Consider the following 25,479-nt stretch of genomic DNA (forward strand, 5'->3'; position numbering starts at 1 on the left):
AATGGTATCCCAACACTGCGAATACATCTCCAGTATGGACCCGCGAATCCGAAACCATGCCGAGATTATCGCGAATCATTCGGTCGATCTCCAAGAAGGGGACAACGTCATCATCGACGCCCATCCGATCGCCGAAGACCTCGTCGTCGCGCTCTACGAAGTCATCGGGGAGAAGGGAGCGAATCCGGTCTCGACGAGCCAGCGCACCGGCAAGCGCCAACAGCGTGCGTTCCTGCGCGCCAGCGACGGCGAGTTCGAAACGCCCCAACACGAACTCGCGCTCATCGAGAACACGGACGTCTACATCGCCATCCGAGCGAGCGACAACGTCACCCAGACGAGCGACGTCGACCCCGAAATCAGCTCGGCCTATCAGCAAGCCCACGGACCGATTCTCGAGGAACGACTCTCGACGCGCTGGTGTCTGACCCAGTACCCCGCACCCGCGAACGCCCAGCTCGCCGAGATGAGCACCGAGGGCTACGAGAACTTCGTCTGGGATGCCGTCAACAAGGACTGGGACGAACAGCGCGCCCACCAGGCGAACATGGTCGAGATCCTCGACCCCGCCGACGAGGTCCGCATCGTCAGCGGCGACACGACGGACGTAACGATGTCCGTCGACGGCAACCCGACGATCAACGACCACGGCGAGCACAACCTCCCCGGGGGCGAGGTCTTCACCGCCCCACAACCCGACAGCGTCGAAGGCGAGGTCCTGTTCGATATGCCGCTCTACCATCAGGGCCGGGAAATCACCGACGTGTATCTCGAGTTCAGCGAGGGCGAAGTCGTCTCGCACTCGGCGGCGAAAAACGAAGAGATCCTGACCGAAGTGCTAAACACCGATGCGGGCTCGCGCCGACTCGGTGAACTCGGTATCGGCATGAACCGAGATATCGACCGGTTCACGTACAACATGCTCTTCGACGAGAAGATGGGCGATACGGTCCACATGGCCGTTGGACGGGCCTACGACGACACCGTCGGCGAGGGCAACGAGCAAAACGACAGCGCCGCCCACGTCGACATGATCGTCGACATGAGCGAGAACTCGTTCATCGAGGTCGATGGCGAAGTCGTCCAGCGCGACGGCACCTTCCGGTTCGAAGACGGCTTCGAGAAGTAGGCGCCGAACGAACGGGTCGAACCGTGTTTCATCGCCGGGTTCACGTGAGCGCTCGCAAAGCGGCCCGAGCGGAGCCCGTCGGTAGTGATTCGACCACCGACGTTGATGGTTGCTTTACCGTCCCAGACATAGTAAGATATGATATATGTTGCCGACTTTTCCCCGCGGCCGAACCTGTTCGGTTGCTGCGGCCGGATTTGGCGACGGGTTTGAATAACCCGAATGGGGCGTGAATATTTCAGAAAGTACCGTATTTTCGGCATAAATATACTATTTTTCGACTGTTTCGGCAAGTAATAGGATATTACTTCAGATCAGCACCATGGTGTGAAATCGCATGACAATGTGGGGGAAGAAGATGGTGATTTTTATGTATCCGTCTATAACGCTCAGTTGATGAGTCGAAACAACCCGATTTCACGGCGGACTGCGATGAAGATCACGGGTGCCGCGGCTACGACCGCACTTGTCGCTGGTTGCAGCGACGACACGGACGAAGAAAACGGCGGCGAAAACGGCGGCGAAAACGGCGGCGAAGTCGACCCGGCCGAGTGGGAAGACGTCGAAACGATCGAGTTCACCGGCGACACCGGTGGCTGGCACGGTGACGCCCCGAGCCCGATCGAAGGCGAGACTAACCCGACCATCGTGCTCTACGAGGGCCAGTCCTACGAGATCACGTGGCTGAACGACGACGGTGCGAACCACAATATGGAAATCGTCGACGACAGCGACGAACCCGTCAACGACCTCTCGACCGATACGATGGGCGAGCAAGGCGAGACGCAGACGCTCGAAATCGACGAAGTAACGAGCGAGATGAAAGAGTACGTCTGCCGGCCACACGAGGACTCGATGCGCGGTACGATTCAGGTAGAACCTTCGAGCGGCGGCAACGGTGACGAATCCGGCAACGGTAACGAGAGCACCGGTAACGGTAACGAGAGTACCGGTAACGGCAACGAAAGCGAAGAGTAACGCTAGCCGTCTTTTCATTCCCTATTCTTTTAACGCCTCTCGGCTACGTAGCGACCGCTCTCTACGCGCGTCGATACCGTGGTTCGTGATACCACATATCGGCGAATTTGGCACCGAGAGACACTGACACGCCGAAATCCGAATACAAAAGTAGTCCCGCCCCTTCTCTTTCGAAAATGATTCTCAATCGAACCGGGGTTCTCTTCGTTGCCCTCGCATTCGCCTGGGGCAGCGCGTTCAGTGCGATCGAAATCGGACTGACGACGCTTCCCCCGATCCTGTTCGCTGCGCTTCGCTTCGATATCGCCGCCGTGCTCTTTGCCGGCCTGGTCGTCGTTCGCGAACTCGAGTGGCGACCAGAGACGAAAACCGATTGGCTCGCTATCGCCGTCTCCGGCGGCCTGCTCGTCGGCGGGCACTTCGCGTTTCTGTTTCTCGGACAGTCGTACGTCTCGAGTGCCGTCTCCGCGATCGTGTTGAGTCTCACCCCGATCGTTACGCCGCCGCTTGCGCTCCTCTTGCTCCCGAATCAGCGACTCCGCGCACCCGCCGTCGCCGGTCTCCTCGTCGGCCTCGTCGGCATCGTCGTCATTGCCGTTCCCGGCGGCTCCCTCGACGGACAGATCCTCGGCGTCGCACTGCTGTTCATCGCGGCCACAGTGTTTGCACTCGGGTCCGTTCTGTTCGAACGACTCGAGGAAACGCTCCCGACGATCTCGGTACAAGCCTGGGCGATGGTCGTCGGTGCCGGCCTGTTGCACGGCTTGAGCACCTTCCATCCCGGCGAGCAACTCGCGACAGTCTCGTTTCCGTCGGCGACCCTGAGCGCACTCCTCTACCTCGGCGTCGTCTCCACGGCCGGCGGCTTTCTCGCGTACTTCCTGCTTCTCGATCGCGTCGGCGCGACCGAACTCAGCCTCGTCAACTACGCGACGCCAGTCATCGCCGCACTCGTCGGCTGGGCGCTCCTCGGCGAAGCGATCACCGCGACGACCGTCCTCGGATTCGCACTGATCGTCACCGGCTTTGGGCTCTGCAAACTCGAAACGCTGTGGCGCGTCGGCGGTCCGCTGGTTGGATACGGCCCCCAGCGCCCCCTGCTTGCCGATGCCGATGGCAATGACGGTGATGACGATAACAGTATCGTCGTCGACGGGAACGCCTACCTGCGTGATCGTGAACTCGGCCTCAGTGAGAGCGACCACTCGACTCGCGTTGCCCCGCACGGGGACTGACGAAAGACCATCAGCGCCACCGCACGGCGGCTTTCGGAGCGCGTTGGCTATCGACAAGGTGAGCAATCGACGAGCCTGAGATCGGAGACCAGCACTTCTACCGAGCGGGGAAATAAGACGCCATCAAAAGTACCATACCGCCTCGCTACGCAGTAGGCCGTACTCAGGTGGTTTCCGTGACCGAGAAACGCGAATACAGAGACGACTATCCCGACAAAACGTTGTACATTCCGGGCCCGACCGAGGTGCGTGACGACGTTCTCGAATCGATGTGCGAGCCGATGTTCGGCCACCGAATGGACCGAATGACGGACCTCTATACGACCATCGTCGAGGACACGAAGAAGTTCCTCGGCACCGACAACGACGTCATCATCCTCACCGGTTCAGGCACCGAGTTCATGGAGAGTTCAGTCCTGAACCTCGTCGACGAGAACGTGCTCGTGACGACCTGCGGGAGTTTCAGCGAGCGCCAGGCCAACGTCGCCGAACGCCTCGGCAAGAACGTCGACACGCTCGAGTACGAGTGGGGACAGGCGGTCAAACCCGAGGACGTGCGCAAGACGCTCGAAGCGAGCGATACGGCGTACGACGCCGTCACCTGCGTGATGAACGAGTCCTCGACCGGCGTTCGCAACCCGATCGAGGAGATCGGCGACGTCATCGCCGAGTATCCGGACACGTCCTTCATCGTCGACGCTGTCTCGTCGCTCGGCGGCGACTACGTCGACATCGACGAGCACAACATCGACGTCATCTTCACGTCGGTCCAGAAGGCCTTCGCCATGCCGCCGGGACTGGGCGTCTGCGTCGTCAGCGACGACGCCTACGATCGCGAACTCGAGAGCGACTCGGCGTCGTGGTACGGCGGCTTCCAGCGCTCGCTCGATTACTACGACCGGAAGGGCCAGACCCACTCCACGCCGGCGATTCCGATCATGCTGGCCTACCGCACCCAGATGAAGCACATGCTCTCCGAGGGCCACGATGCCCGCGACCAGCGCCACCGGGAGATGGCCGAGTACACGCGCGACTGGGCCCGCGAGCACTTCGGGATGTTCCCCGAGGACGGCTACGAATCGCAGACGGTGAGTTGCATCGAGAATACGCAGGGGATCGACGTGGCCGAGACCATCGACGCCGTCTCCGAACAGTACGATATGGTCTTCTCGAACGGGTACGGATCTGCACTCGGCGAGAAGACGTTCCGGATCGGCCACATGGGCGAACACGACGTGGAGTCCATTCGGACGCTGACCGACGCGATCGAAGACACCGCCGGCCTGTAAGCTACAGTTTGTAGGTATCGGTCAACCGGTTTGGGTTTCGGCTGGGCGCGAGGAGAAGCGAGGACACACGCTGTACAGTTGCATTCAGTACGGATTCTGTTGAGAGGTGGAAACCCATCTCACTGGTCGCGGATTCGTGCGGTTCGTGGCGGTTGTCCCGGATAATTCAACAGCGGCACGACCGGTCCGTCTTAGTCTGCCGTCGCTTCAACGGCGTCGGCGCATAGAGCTAGTCACGGAGGCGTCACTGCAGTTCGAGTTCACAGTAGCGCGGGCCGCGTCACAATTTTCGACTTCATCAGCAGTGATTCGGTCCCGGTATTCGACCCACGGTAGGTCACCGGTTTGTCGTCACCCCCATCCTTGAGACGGTCGTCTGAGAACAAAGCAGATGGAAGACATATTAGAAAACAATATAGTAGATACGCCATACCATGGTATAGATTACACTACTTCTCAAAGTCTATAACAGATGTTTCCATCATTGTTGTGTGGTACCATTCGACTATTCTTACCAGGAATATGAAATACTATATACGGCGGAGACGGACGTTATGCTGAAGCCAGTCGCCTCTCCGGCGACGGATACACGACCATGATTCGCTATCCACATTTGCGACCGAGCGGTACCGGCCCGAAACCACCATCCGCAACCACCTCAATTGGCGGCAGCCTCGTGTTCATGCTCGGCACGTTCGCCCTCTTCGTCGCCATGAGCTACCCCGTCTCCGCGATGACACTCGTTGGCGGGCTCGCGCTCGCCAGCGTCGTGCTTCACCGTGCTCTTCCCGCACTCGGCCGCCGACTCCGCGGCCGCATGACTGAACTCGACGTACCCGGGTTCGGAACCGTCGAGATCCGTGTCAGTACCCGATAATCGCCTCAGTTGTATCCAAGTGTCGTCGTACAGTTGCGTCTCTTCTGAACCGGAATAGCCAGTGCGACCGCCTACTGCGTCGTTACGAACGCTCAACTCCCGTTCGCGTACGACGGGACAGTGCTAGAGCTACCGGTAACGGCTACGTATCGACTTGAAAAGGAAAAGGATCCTTTCGGTGCTGTATTACTGAATGTGGCCTTCCCGTCGCAGTTGATCCGCATCGCTCTTCTCGTAGCGCCAGGTGATGTCCGCCTTCTCGTCCTGCCAATCCCAGGGTTCGACGAGGACGACGTCGTCTTCACGAATCCAGATCCGCTTTTGCATCTTCCCGGGAATCCGTGCTGTCCGTTCTTCCCCGTCTGCACAGCGTACTGTCACTCGATTCGCGCCGAGCATATTCGTGACGGTCGCAAAGACCTCATCCTCGTCAGGCATTCGGAGGTTCTTCCGACCGCCCTCGCCGTCGTCGCTCATGCAGCACGATTCGGGTTCGAACGGTTTAACCCTTTATCGATTCGCCGTCTGTCACCCGTTCTCGCCCGGACGCCGAACCACGCCGCTTATTTCGCTCGCCTGTGCAAGCCAGCACATGCTGAAAAATCTCGGATTGCTCGGTATCGTCGGCATCGTCGTTCTCCTCGCCGGAATCGGTGTGATCGCGTACGCAAATTGGATGGTCGCCGTCGGCATCGCGCTCGTCCTCGCCGGGCTCGGACTCGTCGTCAAATCCCTCGTCTCGAGCGTCCTCAAGCAGTTCGGCATGTTCTGAACGCTCGGCTAACCGCCAAGTCGGCCGCTCGAACGGAAATATCATTCTCCGAATGTTTCGTCGTCACACCGCCTAGAACTCGTATGAGATACACACTCTAGGACTACGAGTTCATCTTGCTCGCGATCGGCGTGAGTCCCGGAAGCGGCGCGATTCTCGGCCTTGCAACCCCTATTCCATCCCCGATCCCTGCTGCCATCATCGGGCTCGGGCTCGTCGCCATCGCGTTCATCAACCGCGCCCTGTTCATCAACGGTCCGGTCAACAAGGTCGACGATCTCAGCGAGGAAGTCGAACTCGAGGACGTGCCACAGGTACTCTCACCGGTCGAATCCGTCGAGTAACGAGTTCAGCGTAACAGTGCAGATAGCGCGGGTCGTTAGACTTCGTTGTCGCCCGCACGGTGTTCGCTGATGAGCTGATCCACCATCGCCGCCTTCCGATCCCGCCGGCGTTCGCGGGCCCGGTCGTGCCAGTCGTCGATCACGGCCTCGATGTCTTCCTCGCGCGCAACGGCGAGTTCATCGACTTCCTGCATGGCCACGTCGCCCGCCGGACCGACGGGGATCTCGTTGTCGAAGAGGATCTCGTCGGCGACCTCCGAGAGCCCGCCGTCTTTGAGGATTACCCGCGGCTCGAACTCGGCGAGGAGTTCGGCCGTCGAGCGCCCGGCACCGCTCGCGTCACGGAGGTAGACCACGTCGTCGATCGCGATGCCGTACTGGTCGTCGGCCTCGCGGATCGCTCCCTTGGTGAACTTCTCGACGACTTTGACGGGAGCCAGCCCCTCTTTCTCGGCGGACACGTCGCTGAAATTCGAGTGATCGAGTTTCCAGAGGGCTTTCATCCGTTCGACCTTATCCTCGAGTTCGTCGACGCGGTCACGGGCCTCGTCGCGTTCGTACTCGAGTCGCTCGGCTTTGCGGCGGTGTCGTGTCACCTCGCGGTTTTGGCGGACTTCCTTGCGTTCCGTCCGTCGCGCACCGCTCAGTTCGTCCTCGAGTTCGTCGATGCGATCCTCGCGCTCTTCGAGCCGCCCTTCGAGCGTTTCGACGTGTGACTGGAGGCGGTCGACCTGCCGTTCTAGGTCCTTGATCCGCCGTTCGTCCTCGGTCAGTTCACGGGGTTCGTGCTCGGTCGCCGCCTCGTCCGCACCGTCGTCGTCTTCGAGATCCGCGAGGACGGCTTCGACGCTCTCCTCGCCGGCGACGACGCGGGCGATCACTTCGCCGCGGTCGATCCCCGGCGGGAGTTTGTCGGCGATGCGCTCGAACTGGCCCTCGTGGGCGTCGGCGGCGTACAGGGCGGCCGCCATCGCGTCGCGCTGGTGATCGTCGTCGTAGGGCTGCTCGCGCGTTCGATGTTGCTTCTCGTCGATCGGCAGATCCGACTCCGGCGTCCAGCCCGCGGCGTCGAAACTCCGGCGAAACTTCTCGACCGTTTCGGGCATCGGCGTCACGTCCGCCGCGACGACGATCGGTCGCCCGCGCTCGACGATCCACTCGATCACGTCGGCAGTGTCGCTCGTGCGCGAACTCCAGACGTCCAGCACCTCACCCTCCAGTCCCACGATGGCGACCGCAGTCGTCGTTCCCGGATCGATCCCGACGATGACGTGATCCCGGCGCTTTGCCAGTGGCCTGAACTCGATCCCATCATGGCGCTCGCGCTCGATTTCGACCCGGACGTCGCCAGAGCGGGCGCTGGAAACGGGGATGTCGCTCGGTCGCGCCTCGACAGTGAACACGGCGTTCGCATAGCCGCCGTAGGCCTCGCGAATATCCGTCTCGTAGGCGAGGTTCGCGTCCTCGAGTTCGGATTCGACCTCGCGGGCGCGGCGCTTGACGGCCCCGTGGATGCGGCGGGTGTAGCGGTCCTCGCTCCAGCCGCCGCTTCCGGTCGACCGGCCGCGTGAGACTTTGACGGTCGTGGTGTCGGTAAAGGCGGAGACCTCGTGGCCGACGTTGTGGGCGGCGAGGCGGGCGGCGGCCTCGGCCTCTTTCATCGGTTCCTTGCCGTAGGGGATGCCGTGGCGTTTCGCAACGCGAGAGAGCGGCTCGGGCTGTTCGGCTCCCGTCACTTGCACCAGTTTCGTCCCGGTCGGCAACGAGCCGAGCAGGTGGATGAGCTGGTCCTTGTCGGCGGCCAGCTCGTACATGTTGTCCGTCGCGACGATCGCCGGCTCCTCGTCGTCGATCAGCCGCCTGAGTTTGCGGTGGGAAACGACGTCCCGAGCGACGGTTTCGCCGTCGAACTCGACCAGCGCGTACGACGGTGCGTCGCCGCGCACGTCGCCGCTCTGGATGTCGATCCCGAAGACGACTGCATCGAGCGCACTCGTTCGCGTACTCACGACGGGGGATAGGGGCGAGTCGAGTATAAATCCGGCGCGGCTGTAAGCGCTGCTGAGAACCAGTGAAACACTCGCCGCGAGCGATGTCGAGGGTTTCTTTCGCGGGTATCGGAACGGTCCGTCGTCACTCGGGCGCGTTTGGGTACGGAATCTCGAGTTCATCTCCATCAGCGGGAACGAACACCTCGCCGTCGAACACCTCGCGTGCCTCCGCGAGGTGGTCGCCGGTATGGCCTGCGTAACGCGAGGAGAGGTGCATGAGCGCGAGTCGGTCCGCACCGGCGCGACTCGCGAGTTCGGCTGCCTGGCGCGCCGTCGAGTGGGCGGTTTTGGCGGCGCGGTCCGCGCGGTCCGCGGCGAACGTGGCGTCGTGGATCAGCAGGTCGGGCTCGTCCGCGACCTCGACCGTCGCCGCGGTGGGACGCGTATCGCCCGTGTAGACGATCGTGCGACCGGGTCGGGGCTCGCCGACGACCTGCTCGGATTTGACGACGGTGCCGTCCTCGAGTTCGACCGTCTCACCCTCGTGGAGTCGCGAGAACATCGGGCCGGCGGGGACACCCAGTTCTTCGGCGCGTTCGCGGTCGAAGCGGCCTTTACGGTCGTCCTCGACGAGCGCGTAGCCGACCGAGTTCGTGTCGTGGTCGGTACCGAAGGCTCGGATCTCGAACTCGTCGGCGCGGTAGGCGACGTCGCCATCGCCGACTTCACTGATACGCACCGGAAACGAGGGGCGATTGTTGAGGGCGTTGACCAGTCCCTTGAGCTGGCGGCGCGTCCCGTGAGGAGTGTGAATCGCCAGGGGTTTTTCGCGGTCGTTGAAGGCCATCGTCTGGAGGAGTCCCGGAATTCCGAGGACGTGATCGCCGTGGAGGTGCGTGACGAACAGCTGCGAGACGGAAAACCCGGTTCCAAAGCGCATCATCTGTCGCTGGGTTCCCTCACCGGCGTCGAACAGCAGTTCCTCACCCTTGCGGGAGACGTGGATACTGCTCGGATTCCGTTCGGTCGTCGGAATCGCGCCGGCCGTCCCCAGAAACGTCACGCGTAGTGGCATCTGGTAGGGTGTTGGGCGGGCCGCGGCTAAACCGGCTTCGAATCGTGACCCGGCGCGACAACCCGACGCAGATCGGTTCGAAGTGACTCGAAACCCGTGAACGGACGGCGCGTTTTACGTCATTCGAGTCCGTATCCCCGGTCGCTATCCACCCCCAACCCAATGAGTTCGAGATCGACTTTCGGTACTATCAAACGCGTCGTCGCCATCCTGATCGCGATCATGATCGTCCTGGCCGCCGGAATCGTCGTCGGGCAGGCACCCACCCTCTTCGGGATCGAGGAAGACCCCGAGGCATCGATCGAGTTCACGGATCAACAGGGCAACGGAACGGCGGTCACGATCGACGAGGTGAGCCTGTCTGACGGCGGGTTCGTCGTCATTACCGCCAACAGTGACGGGTCGGAATCGATCGCGGTCTCCGAACCGCTCGAAGCGGGCACCCACGAGAACGTCACGGTCGAACTAGCCGACGATGCCGACCGCGAACTGCTCGGGCGACTCACCGCGACGGTCCATCAGGATACCGACGACGACGAAACGTACACCTACGGGGAGAGCGACGGCGAGGAAGACCGTCCATATCTCGACGCCGGCTATCCGGTCAGCGCCACCGCGACGGTCACCGCAGACGAGACTGACGACGCGCTCGGCGATTCGTTCGTCATCGACTCGCTCGACGTTCCGGACACCGCGACGACGAACGAGACGATGAACGTCACCGTCACCGTGCGGAATCCGACCGACATCCGCGCCCAACAGAACGTCGAACTTCGGCTCGACGGCCAACTCGTCGAGTGGCAGTCCGTCGATCTTGACGGCGGCGAGACAACCGAACTCACCTTCGAGGTCGACACCCGCGGCACGCCGCCGGGCGAGCACCCCCTCAGCGTCCAAACGAACCGCGACGGCACAGTCGAACTCGTCGAGTTCGAGTTCCACACCGATCCCGGTATCGAGGTGACGAACGCGACCACGGACCGCATCATCACCGATGTCGCGACGCCCGCCGAGGGATTCGTCGCCGTCGAAAACGACAGCGGCGAGATACTCGCCACGAGCGATGAACTCGACTCCGGCGAGCACGAGGAGGTCCGCATCTCGGTCCCAGAAAACGTCTCTGTCGACGAGAACACCGACCTCACCGCCGTCGTCTACGAGGGAGATCCCGACACACCCGAATCGGCATCGCCGTACGAGGAGGACGGCGATCGAATCGAGACGACGTTCACGATTGGAACGACACCAGGCGGGCCGACGACTGACGCGGAGTAATCGACCGATTCTTACCCGTTCCGACCATAGCACCCGTCGATGGACGCGCCGCTGTGGACCGACACGTACGCGCCCGAGTTGGCCGAGTTGCCACAGGACGACGCCCGCGAGTACCTAGAGCGGGCCGTCGACGAGCCGATCAACCTCCTGTTGCAGGGGCCGCCCGGAAGCGGTAAGACTGCGGCGGCGCGCGCACTCGCCCGCGAAGCGCATGCGGACCCGGACAACGATCTGGTCGAGATCAACGTCGCCGACTTCTTCGGTCGGACAAAGACCGAAATCAAGAACGACCCGCGATTCTCGCAGTTCCTCGTCGGCCGCTCCTCGATGTCCAAACGCGACATGATCAATCGCGTTCTCAAAGAATCCGCGAGCTACGCCTCCGTCTCGGGAGAGTACAAGACGATCCTGCTCGACAACGCCGAGGACGTCCGCGAGGACTTCCAGCAGGCCCTGCGCCGGATCATGGAACAACACCACCGAACGACGCAGTTCATCGTCGCGACTCGCCAGCCGACGAAGCTCATTCCGCCGATCCGGTCGCGGTGTTTTCCCGTCTCCTTTCGCTCGCCGACGACCGCCGAAATCGTCACCGTCCTCGAACGTATCGTCGAGGCCGAAGCCGTCGAATACGACGACGACGGCCTCGAGTTCGTCGCCGGCTACGCCGACGGCAACCTTCGGCAGGCCATTCTGGCGGCGCAGACGACCGTCGAGGACGACGGTGAACTCACGATGCAGGCGGCCTACGAGACGATCGGCGAAGTCGGGTTAGACGACGAGATCGAATCCATGCTCGACGACGCGGAAGCCGGCGAGTTCAGCGACGCGCGAAAGACGCTGGACGACCTGCTCGTCGACGAGGGATTAGACGGCGAGGAAGTTCTCGACTCCGTTCTGGAACTCGCACGCAAGCGCTATCAAGGGGCGAAACTGGCCCGGGTACACCGCCTGGCCGCGGATATCGAGTTCGAGATGCACGAAGGCACGAGCGATCGCATCCACGTCTCGCACCTGCTGGCTGAACTCGGGCGGGACGCCTGATACGGTCTGCTGTAACGATTTACCGGCTAACCGCAGGACGGGCGCGGTTGCGCCGGAAATGACTTACAGCAGTCCGTATGATGGCCGACAGCGTAACGAACGCGTCCCGAGTTCGTGCTCGCCGGGCGACGAGGGTGCCTCGTGAGGCGGCCGATCGAAGCAAATTTCTTCACCCCGTCGGGCGAAGGGCCGGTATGCCAACGGTTCGCGAAACGCATATTCAGAATCGCTTTCCCGTCCAGCCAAACCACGCAAACAGCAACGGCACGCTCCACGGCGGTAATCTGATGAAGTGGCTCGACGAGGTCGGCGGGATGGCGGCGATGCGCTTTGCCGGCGAAACCTGCGTCACCGCGCGGGTCGACAGTCTCTCGTTCGAGCGGCCGGTCCAGATCGGCGACACGGCGCTGGTCGAAGCGTACGTCTACGATGCGGGGCGAACGAGCGTCCACGTCGCGTTGCGGGCCTGGCGCGAGAATCCGCGAACCGGCGAGACAGAAAAGACGACCGAGTCGTCGTTTACCTTCGTCGCGATCGACGACGACGGGACTCCCATCCCAGTACCTGAACTCGGCGTCGAAACGGACGAGGGCGAGCAACTCCGCGAGCGAGCGCTCGCGGCGGATTACTGACGGAGGGGGCGTTGCACGTGCCCAAACGCTCGGCTACGAGCGACTCCCGAATCCACGGCAATCACGATTCAGAAGAGGTTATGCGCTCGAACAACCCGGGACGAACGAGCAGCATCACGCCGTAGAGAACGAGAAGGACACCACCGAGCGCATTTCGTCCTGGCCGCGTTCCGAGTCCGGTCTTGCTCACCCACACAATTCCGAGGCCGGCTACAAGCAATGTGACCCCAGCCGCGCGATTGTCGGCGGAGATCGACGGCCAACAGAGATATATCATAAAGGATATAGTCACCACACCAGCGGTGAGAAGGTGCTCGAGTGCGGGAAGCCGGCCGGCGAGAAGAGCATCGATAATCGGACCCCCGGAGATGACGGGCACGGCTCCGGCGACGAGCCACCGCTTCTGTCGTGTCGATAGCCGCCCAGCGAGCATTTGGATAGTCTATTGGAGCACCAGCACGTACCGCGTCAACGATCGGTGAACTCGTCGCTCGAAAGTCGCCTCGAGTTCCCAGCCAGCGTCCCGCGCTTCCTGCTCCCAGGATCGATCGGCGACGACGACGGCCCGCGAGGCGACGCGACGGGCCTCGGCGAGCGCGCCGGCGACGAGATCCTCGAGTCGATGAGTGTCGATCTTCGACTGGCGGCCGTAGGGCGCGTCGAAGATCACGCTGTCGACGGCGTCGTCGGCGAGCGGCAGGCGCGTGCCGTCGCCGCGGCCGACGTGCCAGGTGCCGCGCTCGACGCCGATGGGCGAGGCCTCGTCGCGATCGAGAAAGGCGGTCAGGTTCTCTCGTGCGCCCTGGGCCATCTTCGCCTGCGCGTCGGTGCCGATCACGTCCGCGCCGACGAGGCCGGCTTCCACGAGGACGCCGCCGGTGCCACACATCGGATCCAAGAGAGTGCGGCCGGGGCGCGCGCCGGCGATGTTCGCGACCGCGCGAGCGAGCAGCGGGTCCATACTGCCGGGCTGGAAGAACGGCTTGTCCGTCGGGGCGCGAGTGCCGAAGTCGCGGACGCTCTCGGCGGCGAGCCAACCGAGGGCACAGACGGAGCTCCGGTCTGAGTCTGCCGCTTTCCCCCCGTCACCGTCCCCCGCCGTCGACCCGTCTGCGGACGCGGTCGAAAACACGGCTCGCAGGAGGTGATCCGGGTCGTCGAGATCGACGTCGAACCCGCGATCGACCAATACCTGCCCGAGTTCACGTTCGGCGCGCGCAGTGCTGATGCCGATCGAGCCGTGTACGTCCGTCGCGCGGACGGCGACGGTTCCCGGCGGCTCGCGATCGAGCGTCGCCGCGTCGAGCAGCGCGCGGGCGCTTTCGAGGTCAGCGTCGGTTCGACCCAGTAACTCGCTCGCGCGGTGGGTGTAGGCCAGTCCGCGGACCCGTTCGGACGCGATGCCGCGCGCGACACCGAGTCCGGGCGCGATCCGTCGCACGTCGCTCGCGGCGCTACGAGCCTCGCGGGCCGCAAAGGCGTCGTCCTCGCCGCCGAACTCGAGGAAGTACACGATGAGTCGTCACCGCGGGCCGAGTATGAGCCTACCGTTTTCAGTGGCACGGCCGGCGTCGGCTTCGCCTCGAGTACCGGTCACGACCGCCCCGTACTGAATGAACCGGATATATCAGGTGCCGGTACCAAGCTTTATAAACCTTAAATACGTCTTTTTAAGCGACTTATGACGGATCCGAAGGACACCATCAACATCGAAAACGTGGTGGCGTCGACCGGCATCGGACAGGAACTCGACCTCCAGAGCGTCGCGATGGACCTCGAGGGGGCCGACTACGACCCAGAACAGTTTCCCGGGCTCGTCTACCGGACGCAGAATCCGAAGTCCGCAGCGCTGATCTTCCGTTCGGGGAAGATCGTCTGCACCGGGGCAAAGAGTACCGACGACGTCCACGAGAGCCTTCGTATCGTCTTCGATAAGCTCCGTGAACTCCAGATTCAGGTCAACGAAGACCCCGAGATCGTCGTCCAGAACATCGTCACCTCGGCCGACCTCGGACGGAACCTCAACCTGAACGCGATCGCAATCGGCCTAGGACTCGAAAACATCGAGTACGAACCGGAGCAGTTCCCCGGTCTCGTCTACCGCCTCGATGAACCCGAAGTCGTCGCACTGCTTTTCGGTTCGGGCAAGCTCGTCATTACCGGCGGCAAGAAGCCGAAAGACGCCGAACACGCGGTCGACAAGATCGTCTCCCGACTCGAGGATCTCGGCCTGCTCGAGTAACGCGACTCGACTTTCGTTTCCGACGCCGACGGTTCGAGTGTCGACGCTGCCGCTATCGCCCCCGTTTTCGTTTCGTCGCCCATCCCTCGTTTTTCACCGGTCTCATCACTCCACCTTACTCTGTCACTCCTCACTGTCGATCGCCCGCTGTCGTCCGTCGCTGGCCCATCGTTGACGGTCCACCATCTCGTAGTGGTGTGACGAATCTATGTACCCGCCGTTTCTCCTCGCCGGAATCATCGTACTGGCCGCCGTCATCATCGACTTACTCTGGACGACGCTCTGGGTCGACGGGGGTTCCGGCCCACTGTCCGGTCGGCTCACGACCGGCGTCTGGCACGGCCTTCGACGTGCCACCGGCGACCACCCCCGCGCGCTCAGCCTCGCCGGCCCGATCATCCTCGCGCTCACCCTCGCGATGTGGATCGGACTCATCTGGCTCGGCTGGACGCTCCTCTTTGCCGGCGGCACGACAGCCCTCGTCGACAGCCAGACCGGCGACCCCGCAACCTGGGCCGGACGGCTCTACTACGTCGCCTACACGATGTTCACCAGTGGGAACGGCGACTACACGCCGACGAGTTCAGTCTGGGAACTCGTCAGTTCGTTCACGACGGCGACGGGGATGGCCTTCGTCACGCTCGGCGTCTCGTACGTCCTCTCGGTGCTCGGTGCGGTTTCGGAAAAACGAGCGTTCGCCAGCGACGTGACCGGGCTGGGCGAGCGGAGCGAGGCGTTCGTGCGGACGAGTTGGACCGGCGACGCTGCCGCTTCCGATTACGATTCCGAAATCGACAGCCGCCACCCGAATGGTGGGCGAGCCAGCGAGGCGCAGAACCCGTTCAGCGGACTCGATCTCCCGCTCGAATCGCTCGCCTCCCAACTCAGCCTCCTTGCGGAGCAGCACAAGTCCTACCCGATCTTGCACTACTACCACAGCGACCAGGCCGCGCAGGCCTCCGCCGTCGCCGTCCCGATTCTGGACGATTCGCTGACGCTCTTTCGCCACGGGATTCCCGACGAAGAGCAGCCGAATCCGACGCTGATCGAGGACGCCCGCACGAGCGTCCATCGCTATCTCGAGACGCTGGACACGGCATTTATCGACCCCGCAGCGGAGGAGCCACCCGCTCCCGAACTCGAGCGGCTGCGCGAGGAGGGGGTTCCGACCGTTTCCGACGAGGAATTCGATGCCGCGCTCGAAGAGCTATCGGAGCGTCGACGAAAGCTACTGGGCGTCGTTCGAGCCGATGCGTGGGAGTGGCCGCCGGCGAAGTGATGGGACGGGGCGATCGGGATAGATATTCGAGACCGATCGCCGCCGCGAACGGGAACGGGAACGGGCTCACCGAACGATCGTCACCGGGACCGGCGAGCGTCGCGTCACCGTCTCGGCGACGCTCCCGAGGAGCACCCGGCTGACGCCGTGTCGACCGTGGCTCCCCATGACGACGTGGTCGATATCGTGCGTCGAAATGTACTCGGTAATCGTCTGGGCCGGCGTCCCGATCTCGAGTTCGGTCTCGATCGTCACGTCGCGATCTGCAACCTGGCTGCGGGCGTCATCGAGCAGTTCGGTGCCGTGCGCCCGGAGCTGATCGATGAACTCGTCCGTGAAGATGGCTCCGTCGGTGCCGTACGTGGAGAAGTTACCCACGTCGATGACGTGCAAGAGCGTGATCGTCGCGTCCGGGTACTCCTCGACGGCGAACGTGAGCGCCGACCGGGATTGCTGTGACCGGTCGATCGGAACGAGGACGTGTTCTGGCATGCGTCTAGTTAGCACTCGGTGGCTAAATCGTTGCCGTTCGTCGGCGATCGAATCCGGTGACGAGACGCCGATCGGCCGGACGAGGAGAGACTGCAGTCGCCCGAATCAGGGACGCGCTGTCGAAGGTTTCGAAAACTCGAACGAACGGATGGGTGCCGCAGCCCTAGAACGAGACGGCATCCGGCGAGTACGGACTCCCGACCGGCGTCGGATCGCGGTCGCTGTAACCGACGCGGCCAACGGCCTTGTTGCTCATGGCCGAATAGACGGCAAGATGAGCGTCGTCCGCCGATTCGAAGGTTTCGGACTCGAGGCGGGCGAGTACGTCGCTGACTGTCTCGGAGCCGTTCGGAAGTTCGAGGACGCGGTCGCCACAGTCCTCGATCAGTTCCTCGGTCGTCGCGGGGTACTCGTGGTCGTTGATGACCTCGGCGGTGCCGTTTGAAAGCATTACACCCAGTTGTCCGTGAACAATGATTATAAACATTGTCCATAATGGATTCCTAGTGCCACCCAAGACCTAATACAGCTAGAATGGGTCGACATCGCACGACCGAACCGACACTGAAAACGTCTTTATCGCCGGGACGGCTCGCATGAGCCATGCCCTACGCCGACCTGCACGTCCACACGACCCGCTCCGACGGCAGCCTCGAACTGGCGGACGTCCCCGCGGCTGCCCGTCGAGCGGACGTCTCGGTCGTCGCCGTCACGGATCACGACCGCCTCCAACCGTTCGATGCCCCCCTCTCGGAACGTGACGGGGTGACCATCATCCACGGCATCGAACTCCGCGTCGAACTCGACGACGAGACCGGTGATACCGACGGAAGCGGCCAGCGCGTCGATCTCTTAGCCTACGGTATCGAACGCACGGCTGAACTCGAATCGCTGACGGCTCGTATCCAAGAGAACCGCATCGAGCGCGGCCGGGCCATCGTCGACCGCGTCGAAGACCGTCTCGATATCGACCTCGACGTTACCGTCACCGACGGCTTCGGCCGCCCGCACGTCGCCCGCGCCGTCGACGCCAATCCGAACACCGACTACGACTACGAGGACGCCTTCGAGCACCTCATCGGCGACGACGGCCCCTGCTTCGTCGCCCGCGACGTTCCGTCGTTCGAGGGGGGCCGCCGAATACTCGCGGCCGCCGCACAACTCGTCTCGCTCGCCCACCCGCTTCGCTATCCCGACCCGGACGGCGCGCTGGAATACGCCGCGGAACTCGACGCCGTTGAACTCGCGTATCCCTACGGTCGATCGGTGGATCGCACGCCGGTCGAGCGGGCCATCGAGCGGTACGACCTCCTCGCGACTGGCGGCACCGACGCCCACGAAGAGACGCTCGGCGTCGCCGGGCTCTCCGAGGCCGAGTTCAGTCGGCTGAATCTGACAGCGTGAAAATGTAAATCCTGGCCGGGAGCGGAGGGTTCAATGTTCCGTGTCTCCAACGAAGCCGTATGAACTGCCACTACTGTGACCGCGAGGCCGCCTTCGCCGCCGAATCCGATGGCCTCAAAGTCGGGCTCTGCGAGGACCACTTCCGCGAGCGGTTACAGGAACTCGCCGAAGCCGACGGCCTCGAGAACTTAAAGGAGAAGGTCGACGTGGACCGCGCTGAGTAACGCCGTGGGAAGGCGTCTAACTGGTTGACTGGTTGGTAGTGGCCGATTCAGGCCGATCGTCCGGCATCGACATCGATCGCGTCGACCGGACAGACGTCGACGCAGAGCATACAATCGATACACTGGGCCTCGTTTGCGGGATCTGCTTTTTCCTCGCTTTCGGGATGACCCGGCGTGTCGATCCACTCGAAGACATCGACTGGACAGTCCTCGAGACAGGCACCGTCGGCGATACAGAGGTCGAAGTCGACGGCGACGTGTGTCCCGTGGATGCCGAGTTCGTCCGGTTCGTCGACGGGACCCCAGACGCTGTGGCCCTCGTGGTCGTCGACCTCCTCGCGGGTTTCGTGAAACTGCGGATCGATGGCCATTGCTAGCAGAGGAAAAGGGCCGATGCGTACTTAAAAGCACGGACTCGGTATCGGCGGTGTGACCGGTTGACCGCCCGTTCGCCGGACTGACGATTCGGATTTCTTGCTCGGCCTCATCCGCCATCCGTCCGGTCGTCGGCGTACTGCTCGAGCCGGTTGTCGAGCAGCGTTCGAACCCAGGCCGCAAAGCCGTGATCGTTGCCGTAGGTCCACACCGCCGTCTCCTGGACGACATCCGGAAGGTCGCTCTCTTTGATCCCGACTGCGACTATCGACCGACCATCGACGACGAGGAGTTGGCCCGGCCGTTCGTCGTAGACAGCAGCGGTCGTCTCCAGATCGGGCGCGACGACGATGTCGTCGGTCGAAATCGAACTCTCGAAGGCGTCCCTGTCGTCCGTAGTTGGAACCTCGACGTGAACGTCGACGCCGCGATCGACGGCCGCTACCAGCCCCTTGCGAGTTCGGCGGTCGACGACCGACGCGTCGGCGACGACCAGGTGGATCGTCTCGGCGGCCTCCTCCAGGAAGGAGACGATTCGATCGGTGACGTGCTCGGGCTGGGAGATTGCCCACATTCCCTCGTCCTCCTGGGACGCCGGCTCTTCGACCTGCGTGAGAGCGTTCTCGGCGGCGCTGATCCGCGAATCGAAGTCCTCTCGGAGCCGCCGACAGGCCGTTTCGACGGACACGGCTTTGTACTCGCGGGGGTCGGTCTGTTGAACGTCGACCAATCCGTTTCGATCGAGTCGTTCGATCGTGTCGTATACCCGCGATCGAGGGATGTCTGCAACCTGACTGATCTCCTTGGCAGTGCCTTTCGGAAGGCGCGTGAGCGCGACGAAACAGCGCGCTTCGTACTCCGTGAGCCCGAGTTCAACGAGCGTGCTGATCGCTTCCTCGGCTTTCTCGGCGGACACACGCGATACAGGATTCGAAGCGAGTAAAGTCCCGGGCCTTCAGCGGACGAGTCCGCAAGAAGAGCCCGCAGAACGATCCGGTTAGCCGAGCAGCCGAAACGAGGACCCGCCGCAGGGACAGCCGTCGACGGAGCCGATCGGGAAGATTTCGCGGGTCGAGGTTACCCAGACTGCGAGTGCCTTGCCGCAGGCCTCACACCGTGCTGCGCCTCTCTGTCGCGTTGATTCCGTCATCACGCGGGTTTCGCCGGCAAGAAATATAAACCGATTGTCGTTTTAGCAGTAGTACGACGGTCGTTACTGCTGCCGTAACAACAGCGTACACGCGGCGGACATCAGCGTCAGTATCCGAGCGAGAGCGCCCAGTTGACGACGAGCGCACAGAGCACGAGCGCCAGCAGGCCCGCAAGCACGCCGAAGGCAACCCCCCAGTTGAAGAGGTCCGCTACCAGTCCGGTGCCGACCGAGCCGAGCGCGCCGACGAAACCGTAGACGGTGCGGATGAGGCCGAAGCCGGCCCCGCGTTCGGCGTCCGAAAGCACGTCCATGAACCGCGGCAGCAGGGCGGCCCCCCAACCGAGTCCGGTGCCGATCAGGAGCACGGCCACGGCCACGGCGGTGAAGCCGGGACCGACGACGAGCAGCGCGAACCCGGCCGACGCCAGGAGCATACAGCCCGCCGTGGCGAAATCGCGACCGTAGCGGTCCGAAATCGCCCCGACGCCGACCTGCGTCGTCGCCTGGACGACGAAGTAGCCGGCGAAGACGACGCTCGCGAGTTCAGTCGAGTAGTTCCGGTGGTGCCTGAGGAACGTGGGGAGAAACGAGGAGGTCGCCTGCCAGACGAACGCGGCGGCGATGGCGAGGCAGATCGGAAACGCGATCTGCGGCCGCGAGAGGAGGTCGGCCATGGCACCGAGGTCGAATCGGTCGCGCATCGATTGGTCGGGTCGACGGGGGGCGGTCGGCTCGATGAATCGCGCGAAGAGCACGTAGACCAGGATCGCGACCGGAACCGCGATGGCGACGGCCGGCCGCCAGCCGTAGGTGACGCCGACCCAGCCGGCGATCGGCGGCGCGATGAGTCCGGCGGCGGGACCGCCGCTGTTGTGAATGCCGATCGCGGCCCCGATCTCGTCGTAGGTCCGGGTGAGCAACGTCGTGGCGACGCTGTAGTGGAGGCCGGCGACGGCACCGAGCGCGACCGTGCCGAAGACAAAGACGGCGAAAACGGGGGCGACCGCGAGGAAGAGACTCGTCACCGCCGTTCCGCCGACGGCGATCAGGATGATCGGGCGCTCGCCATACCGATCGGCGAAGATACCGCTCGGGAACTGCGAGAGGAAATAGGCCATCCACATGCCCGTCATCGCGATGCCGACGACCGTGTTCGAGACGCCGAACTCGTCTTTGATCATCGGCAGGACGGGGCTGATCGCCAGCCGGCCGACCATCGTCGCGAAGAACGCGAGCGTCGACAGCGCGAGGACGGTTTCGCTGTACCGCCAGCGCCTCATTCGTGATCTCGCCGTCGCGTCGCGTATTCGGCCGGTCGCCTCTCGTGGTCGTGTCGTCGGTGAGTCGTCGCCATTGTCGAGCGCGTCGGGGGTGAGTAGTGTCTCGGCGGTCGGAAACGCGGCGTCCCGACCGGTCGCTCGCGCCGAGAGTTCATCCGTTCGTCACTGGCGTGTACGGATGAGGATACTGGTCCCGGCAGTCGCCGCCGTGGAGTGGTGTGACGACGCCCACCACGTGAGACGGGTGGTTCGTCGCGACGGCACTCCCATGCTGGACTAGAACCTTCCCGATGGCGAGCGAGGTGAGGGGTATGGAGACGGAACGATCACGGTCGCGGTCACGGTCACGGTCGCAGTCAGAAGTAAAATCACAATCACAGTCACAAACCCGACCGCACGTCAGAATCCTCAGCACCGGCGGCACCATCGCGAGCACCGGCGAGAGCGAGACGAGCGGAAAGACGCCCACCCGTACCGGCGACGAACTCGTCGACGGCGTCCCCGAACTGGCCGACTACGCGACCGTCAGCGTCGAGACGGTCTGTCAGCGCTCGGGATTCCAGATAACCGCCGAGCAGGCGACGGCGATCGTCGATGCGGCCGAACGCGCCGCAGAAGACGGCGTGACCGGCGTCGTCGTCACCCACGGCACCGACACGATGGCCGAATCCGCCTACTACCTCGACCTCGTCTCGGCGGCCGACGTTCCGGTCGTGTTCACCGGCGCGCAGCGCCCGTTCGACCAGCCCGGCACCGACGGTCCGGCAAATCTGCTCACGGCCGTTCAGACGGTCGTCGACGACCGATTCCGATCCGGCAGCTATCTCGCGTTCAACGACGCTGTTCACGCCGCCCGCTGGGTCCGCAAATCCCACACGAGCAAGCTCGAAACGTTCGCCTCACCCACCGCGGGGCCGGTCGCCGAGCGCACGCCGAACGGACTGCGAACGCTCCGCGAGCCGCGAAGCTACAGCGACGCCGCGGCGATTCCGGATACCGGCGCGCGAATCGACCCCGACGTGCGCGTCGAACTCGGACGAACGCGATGGGCGCCGACGGCACGCAGGTCGAGCGCGCACTCGACGACGGGACCGTCGACGGCTTCGTCCTCGCCGGCACCGGACTCGGCAACGCGACCGGCGAACTCGGGGCCGCACTCGAATCCGCGATCGACGCCGGCTACCCCGTCGTCCTCACCTCCCGCTGTCACGCCGGGAGTTCGGCCGGCCTGTACGGCGGCCCCGGCGGCGGGCGGACGCTACTCGACGCCGGTGCAATTTCCGGCGGCGACCTTCCGCCGTGGAAGGCCAGGGTGAAAACTGAACTCGTGCTGTCGGCGGCGGAGACGGATGCAGATGGAGCTGCGGACACAAATACAAGTACAACAAATACGGACGCGCTACGAAAACAGGTCGCAGCCGCGTTCGACGGCATCGAGTCGGTCAATTGAGCCGCAACACTGGCTCGTCTCTCAGGTGGACTCGAGCGATGCAGTCGCTTCGAACAGGTCGCCCTCGTAGGCGATCGTGCGCGGTGTATCCGCTTCGAAGTCGAACCAGCGGAGCGCAGTGGAGCGATCCGTCCGTACCTGAACTCGTTCGACATCGTCCCCGAACAGCGGCAGTGAGTTCCGAAACGCTCGAAATGACGGCCGGGGGAGCTGCTCAGAAATGACGCGGGCGTCGGCCGTCGATGCTGCTCCGGCTGACGGCGATCCGACCCGACTGACGGTAACCGTTGCCGGGCGACGGGCGTCCGCGTAGTTTGGCAGCCAGACGACCCGCTCCGTCCCGTCGCTGCGGGCATCGTCGACCACCGCGTCGGCCTCCGGATCGACGTGCAGATCGGGCGCATCGAGTTCAACGAGTGCCGCGTGAGTTTCCGAGTCGACACTATATCCGACCGTATAGGCATACTGCCCACCGCCGAGGAAGCCCACCGTCCGCTCACCCTGGTGCGTGATCGGCTCACCCGCGTAGACGACGAGTTCGGAGTCGTCGATAGCACCCGGAGTGACCCGCGATAGCGGTTGCGGAATCATCCAGGGCGCGATGTGGTGCCACGCACCGTCAACCAACTTGTACAGCCGCCACTGGTACGGATTTCCGGACAGTCGCTCGCGGGCGTGATTGACGAGGCTGAACTCGATCCGTGCCGGAGCCGTGACCAACTCGCGACTCGGCTCGAGAAATACCGGTGTCTCGGGCGTCGCCTCGTGGAACCATCGAACGTCGTCTCGGTCCGGAAGCGGTGGGACTGTCGTCCCGGCGAACGTCGAGTCGCCGTTCGGACCCGGCTGTTCAGTCGGCCAAATGGCGATTTCGAACGAGTTCTCTCCGTAATTGAACCGATAGCGATGGTCCTCGATGGGTTGTGTTCCGGGCTGGTGGTGACCGAGCAGGTAGTATTCAGCGCTGATGCGCTGGTCGGCCTCGAGCGTAATCGTCTCGGGGAACCAATCGCCGCTGGGGCTGGTGAGTCGCCAGCGGCCATCGTCGTCCCGGTCGTACTCGGGCGTCGTTTCGGCGAGTGGGTGGGCTTCGGCTGGAGCGAGATACACCGCGTCACGGTCACCGGGCGAGCGACTGGCTACCGGCTCGTCGAGAACAACCAGCCGATCCGGCTCGAACGTCTGTTCATAGGACCGCATATTCGCGATGATTGCCGTGAGCGTCGCCGGCGACGACGAGGTTGCCGGCTCGTCGAAATCGAGCGCCATCATGAGACCGTCAGCGGTACGCACTCGACCGGTAACCGCGGCAGTTAGCGGTGCCGTCTCGAACTCGACGACCGTCGGGTTCGTTGCCAGGGTTCTACTGTCGGCTTGTTCGGTTAGCTCGTCGGACTCGTCCGTCTCGGAACTGCCATCGGAAGTGTCGTCTCCCTGCGGTGGCGAACGACCTGCATCACCGCCGACTGCGGCGAGTTCAGTGCAACCGGCGAGCAGGACGCTGCCACCGGCGAGTGTCTGGAGGAAGCGTCGGCGGTAACGGGACATACGTCAACTATCGTGAGAATAGCCGTAAAGATATGGATAGCTCAAAGCCGTCTTTCACCGTCCGGACCGCTCGCGAACGCACCGCTTTTGCCCGTTCCGTGACTAGCGCCGATATGGATCTCACTCACCGCCCCCGACGCCTGCGACAGGATCGCGTTCGCGAACTCGTCAGCGAGACGAGCCTCGAGCCGACGGATCTCATCGCGCCGGTGTTCGTCGATGCGACGACGAAAGAGCGCCAGCCGATCGAGTCGATGCCGGGCCACGAGCGCGTGCCGATCGAGGACAGCGTCGCTCGCGTCGAGGAGGTGCTCGAAACCGGCGTCGAGGCGGTGATGCTGTTCGGGATTCCGAAATCGAAGGATGCGAAGGGGACGCGAGCCTGGGCCGAAGACGGCGTGGTCCAGGAGGCGACGCGACGGATTACCGCCGAGACGGACGCCTACGTCATCACCGACGTGTGTCTGTGCGAGTACACCGAGCACGGCCACTGCGGAACGCTCGAACCCGGTATCCGTGAGACCGAGACTGGATCGCGCGAGGATCCGTCGTTGACCGTCGACAACGACGCGACACTCGACTCGCTCCGACGAACGGCCGTCTCCCACGCCGCGGCCGGTGCAGACATGGTCGCGCCGAGTAGCATGACCGACGGCATGGTCGGCGCGATCCGAGATGAACTCGACGACGAGGGCTTCGACGACGTGCCGATCATGAGCTACGCCGCGAAGTACGAAAGCGCCTTCTACGGCCCGTTTCGGGACGCCGCCGACGGGGCACCTGCCTTCGGCGACCGCCGCCACTACCAGATGGACCCCGCCAACGCCCGCGAAGCCATGCGCGAGGTTGAACTCGACGTCGAGCAGGGCGCGGACGTGCTACTGGTCAAACCCGCGCTTCCGTACCTCGACATCGTCGCCGACGTTCGCCGCGAGTTCGAGCAGCCGGTTGCCGCCTACAACGTCTCCGGGGAGTACGCGATGCTCCACGCCGCGGCGGAGAAGGGCTGGCTCGATCTCGAGGAGACCGCCCGCGAATCGCTGCTGTCGATCAAGCGGGCCGGAGCGGATCTGATTCTTACCTACTTCGCCGAGGACATCGCCGAACAACTGCGCTGAACGGGGATCATTTCGGGCCGGTACTCCATCGGCTGCGGACGTATCGTCGGATTTGGGTCTGATACTCGATCGGTACTGCACGGGCGTCGACGGCAAACCCAGTGTGAGACACCGCCATTCGGACGAACGTCCAACCGATGTCCGCATTCGCCGAGCGGGCGGCAACATCTGCCGCGCGTGCGGTGTCGTGTCACATTTTGTCGTCACCTCGGTACGATACGCTACAGATCGCCGTTAGTTCGAGTTCACGAACGCCGGATAGATACCCGGGAA

At 63.5% G+C, this 25,479-nt stretch carries 26 protein-coding genes and 1 pseudogene; 16 read left to right on the forward strand and 11 right to left on the reverse strand.

Features of this window, described 5'->3' with window-relative positions; genetic code table 11:
• Positions 1–34 precede the first annotated feature (34 nt).
• From SM755_RS11150 to SM755_RS11170, 5 genes are all read left to right on the forward strand, one after another.
• Positions 35–1,129 (forward strand): aminopeptidase, encoded by a 1,095-nt coding sequence (locus tag SM755_RS11150; protein ID WP_323172724.1) that lies wholly within the window; start codon positions 35–37, stop codon positions 1,127–1,129.
• A gap of 396 nt (positions 1,130–1,525) precedes the next feature.
• Entirely contained in the window at positions 1,526–2,107 is a 582-nt protein-coding gene (locus SM755_RS11155) for a plastocyanin/azurin family copper-binding protein (protein ID WP_323172725.1), read from the forward strand.
• Positions 2,108–2,283: 176 nt separating this feature from the next.
• The gene (locus SM755_RS11160) at positions 2,284–3,342 is read left to right on the forward strand and encodes an EamA family transporter (RefSeq protein WP_323172726.1); all 1,059 of its coding nucleotides are present in this window, start codon (positions 2,284–2,286) and stop codon (positions 3,340–3,342) included.
• A gap of 176 nt (positions 3,343–3,518) precedes the next feature.
• The gene (locus SM755_RS11165) at positions 3,519–4,631 is read left to right on the forward strand and encodes an alanine--glyoxylate aminotransferase family protein (RefSeq protein WP_323172727.1); all 1,113 of its coding nucleotides are present in this window, start codon (positions 3,519–3,521) and stop codon (positions 4,629–4,631) included.
• Positions 4,632–5,226: 595 nt separating this feature from the next.
• The gene (locus SM755_RS11170) at positions 5,227–5,508 is read left to right on the forward strand and encodes a hypothetical protein (RefSeq protein ID WP_323172728.1); all 282 of its coding nucleotides are present in this window, start codon (positions 5,227–5,229) and stop codon (positions 5,506–5,508) included.
• A gap of 186 nt (positions 5,509–5,694) precedes the next feature.
• Here SM755_RS11170 and eif1A read toward each other — a convergent pair whose 3' ends face one another.
• A complete protein-coding gene (eif1A, locus tag SM755_RS11175) occupies positions 5,695–5,985 on the reverse strand; it encodes a translation initiation factor eIF-1A (protein ID WP_323172729.1) in 291 nt (96 codons plus the stop codon).
• Between the two features lie 115 nt (positions 5,986–6,100).
• Between eif1A and SM755_RS11180 the strand changes: the two genes are divergently transcribed.
• Both SM755_RS11180 and SM755_RS11185 read left to right on the forward strand, forming a co-directional pair.
• On the forward strand, positions 6,101–6,280 hold the full coding sequence (locus tag SM755_RS11180; protein WP_006827001.1) for a hypothetical protein: 180 nt from the start codon (positions 6,101–6,103) through the stop codon (positions 6,278–6,280).
• A gap of 131 nt (positions 6,281–6,411) precedes the next feature.
• Positions 6,412–6,624, forward strand: coding sequence for a hypothetical protein (locus SM755_RS11185; protein WP_323172730.1), 213 nt, complete (start codon positions 6,412–6,414; stop codon positions 6,622–6,624).
• 35 nt (positions 6,625–6,659) lie between these two features.
• Here the strand turns inward: SM755_RS11185 and SM755_RS11190 are convergent, their stop codons facing one another.
• Together SM755_RS11190 and rnz are read right to left on the reverse strand one after the other, a co-directional pair.
• Positions 6,660–8,633, reverse strand: coding sequence for a DUF460 domain-containing protein (locus SM755_RS11190; protein ID WP_323172731.1), 1,974 nt, complete (start codon positions 8,631–8,633; stop codon positions 6,660–6,662).
• A 124-nt stretch (positions 8,634–8,757) separates the two neighbouring features.
• On the reverse strand, positions 8,758–9,690 hold the full coding sequence (gene rnz, locus SM755_RS11195; RefSeq protein WP_323172732.1) for a ribonuclease Z: 933 nt from the start codon (positions 9,688–9,690) through the stop codon (positions 8,758–8,760).
• A 162-nt stretch (positions 9,691–9,852) separates the two neighbouring features.
• Here rnz and SM755_RS11200 point away from each other — a divergent pair, with 162 nt between their 5' ends.
• The 3 genes from SM755_RS11200 to SM755_RS11210 all read left to right on the forward strand — a co-directional run bounded on the left by SM755_RS11200 (position 9,853) and on the right by SM755_RS11210 (position 12,641).
• Positions 9,853–10,965 carry a CARDB domain-containing protein gene (locus SM755_RS11200; RefSeq protein WP_323172733.1) on the forward strand — a complete coding sequence of 371 codons (1,113 nt, stop codon included), beginning with the start codon at positions 9,853–9,855 and terminating at the stop codon, positions 10,963–10,965.
• A gap of 39 nt (positions 10,966–11,004) precedes the next feature.
• A complete protein-coding gene (locus tag SM755_RS11205; RefSeq protein WP_323172734.1) occupies positions 11,005–12,009 on the forward strand; it encodes an AAA family ATPase in 1,005 nt (334 codons plus the stop codon).
• A 194-nt stretch (positions 12,010–12,203) separates the two neighbouring features.
• Positions 12,204–12,641, forward strand: coding sequence for an acyl-CoA thioesterase (locus SM755_RS11210; protein WP_323172735.1), 438 nt, complete (start codon positions 12,204–12,206; stop codon positions 12,639–12,641).
• Between the two features lie 442 nt (positions 12,642–13,083).
• On the opposite strand, the gene SM755_RS11215 is transcribed toward SM755_RS11210, so the two are convergent.
• Positions 13,084–14,154, reverse strand: coding sequence for a TIGR01177 family methyltransferase (locus tag SM755_RS11215; protein WP_323172736.1), 1,071 nt, complete (start codon positions 14,152–14,154; stop codon positions 13,084–13,086).
• Between the two features lie 168 nt (positions 14,155–14,322).
• On the opposite strand from SM755_RS11215, the gene SM755_RS11220 reads away from it, so the two are divergent.
• Complete coding sequence (locus SM755_RS11220) at positions 14,323–14,883, forward strand: TATA-box-binding protein (protein WP_005554970.1); 561 nt, start codon at positions 14,323–14,325, stop codon at positions 14,881–14,883.
• Positions 14,884–15,091: 208 nt separating this feature from the next.
• Positions 15,092–16,162, forward strand: coding sequence for a potassium channel family protein (locus SM755_RS11225; protein WP_323172737.1), 1,071 nt, complete (start codon positions 15,092–15,094; stop codon positions 16,160–16,162).
• 66 nt (positions 16,163–16,228) lie between these two features.
• On the opposite strand, the gene SM755_RS11230 is transcribed toward SM755_RS11225, so the two are convergent.
• Positions 16,229–16,654, reverse strand: a complete 426-nt coding sequence (locus SM755_RS11230; protein WP_323172738.1) for a universal stress protein — start codon at positions 16,652–16,654, stop codon at positions 16,229–16,231.
• A gap of 163 nt (positions 16,655–16,817) precedes the next feature.
• Positions 16,818–17,105 (reverse strand): DUF2795 domain-containing protein, encoded by a 288-nt coding sequence (locus SM755_RS11235; RefSeq protein WP_323172739.1) that lies wholly within the window; start codon positions 17,103–17,105, stop codon positions 16,818–16,820.
• Between the two features lie 152 nt (positions 17,106–17,257).
• Here SM755_RS11235 and SM755_RS11240 point away from each other — a divergent pair, with 152 nt between their 5' ends.
• Positions 17,258–18,058 (forward strand): PHP domain-containing protein, encoded by an 801-nt coding sequence (locus tag SM755_RS11240; RefSeq protein ID WP_323172740.1) that lies wholly within the window; start codon positions 17,258–17,260, stop codon positions 18,056–18,058.
• A gap of 59 nt (positions 18,059–18,117) precedes the next feature.
• Positions 18,118–18,282: a DUF6757 family protein gene (locus tag SM755_RS11245; protein ID WP_006665316.1), complete on the forward strand. Its 165-nt coding sequence runs from the start codon at positions 18,118–18,120 to the stop codon at positions 18,280–18,282.
• A 47-nt stretch (positions 18,283–18,329) separates the two neighbouring features.
• Here the strand turns inward: SM755_RS11245 and SM755_RS11250 are convergent, their stop codons facing one another.
• The 4 genes from SM755_RS11250 to SM755_RS11265 form a co-directional block, all read right to left on the reverse strand.
• The gene (locus SM755_RS11250) at positions 18,330–18,653 is read right to left on the reverse strand and encodes a ferredoxin family protein (protein WP_006665315.1); all 324 of its coding nucleotides are present in this window, start codon (positions 18,651–18,653) and stop codon (positions 18,330–18,332) included.
• A 113-nt stretch (positions 18,654–18,766) separates the two neighbouring features.
• Positions 18,767–19,573 carry a helix-turn-helix domain-containing protein gene (locus SM755_RS11255; RefSeq protein ID WP_323172741.1) on the reverse strand — a complete coding sequence of 269 codons (807 nt, stop codon included), beginning with the start codon at positions 19,571–19,573 and terminating at the stop codon, positions 18,767–18,769.
• Between the two features lie 81 nt (positions 19,574–19,654).
• A complete protein-coding gene (locus SM755_RS11260; protein ID WP_006665313.1) occupies positions 19,655–19,807 on the reverse strand; it encodes a hypothetical protein in 153 nt (50 codons plus the stop codon).
• A gap of 107 nt (positions 19,808–19,914) precedes the next feature.
• The gene (locus tag SM755_RS11265; RefSeq protein ID WP_323172742.1) at positions 19,915–21,090 is read right to left on the reverse strand and encodes an MFS transporter; all 1,176 of its coding nucleotides are present in this window, start codon (positions 21,088–21,090) and stop codon (positions 19,915–19,917) included.
• Positions 21,091–21,401: 311 nt separating this feature from the next.
• On the opposite strand from SM755_RS11265, the pseudogene SM755_RS11270 reads away from it, so the two are divergent.
• Positions 21,402–22,540 (forward strand): annotated as a pseudogene (locus tag SM755_RS11270) (asparaginase).
• A gap of 21 nt (positions 22,541–22,561) precedes the next feature.
• Here the strand turns inward: SM755_RS11270 and SM755_RS11275 are convergent.
• Complete coding sequence (locus SM755_RS11275) at positions 22,562–24,088, reverse strand: hypothetical protein (RefSeq protein WP_323172743.1); 1,527 nt, start codon at positions 24,086–24,088, stop codon at positions 22,562–22,564.
• A 113-nt stretch (positions 24,089–24,201) separates the two neighbouring features.
• Here SM755_RS11275 and hemB point away from each other — a divergent pair, with 113 nt between their 5' ends.
• Positions 24,202–25,206: a porphobilinogen synthase gene (gene hemB / locus SM755_RS11280; protein WP_323172744.1), complete on the forward strand. Its 1,005-nt coding sequence runs from the start codon at positions 24,202–24,204 to the stop codon at positions 25,204–25,206.
• The last annotated feature ends 273 nt before the right edge of the window (positions 25,207–25,479 follow it).

Source organism: Natrialba sp. PRR66 (assembly GCF_034808065.1).
Classification (GTDB): domain Archaea; phylum Halobacteriota; class Halobacteria; order Halobacteriales; family Natrialbaceae; genus Natrialba; species Natrialba aegyptia.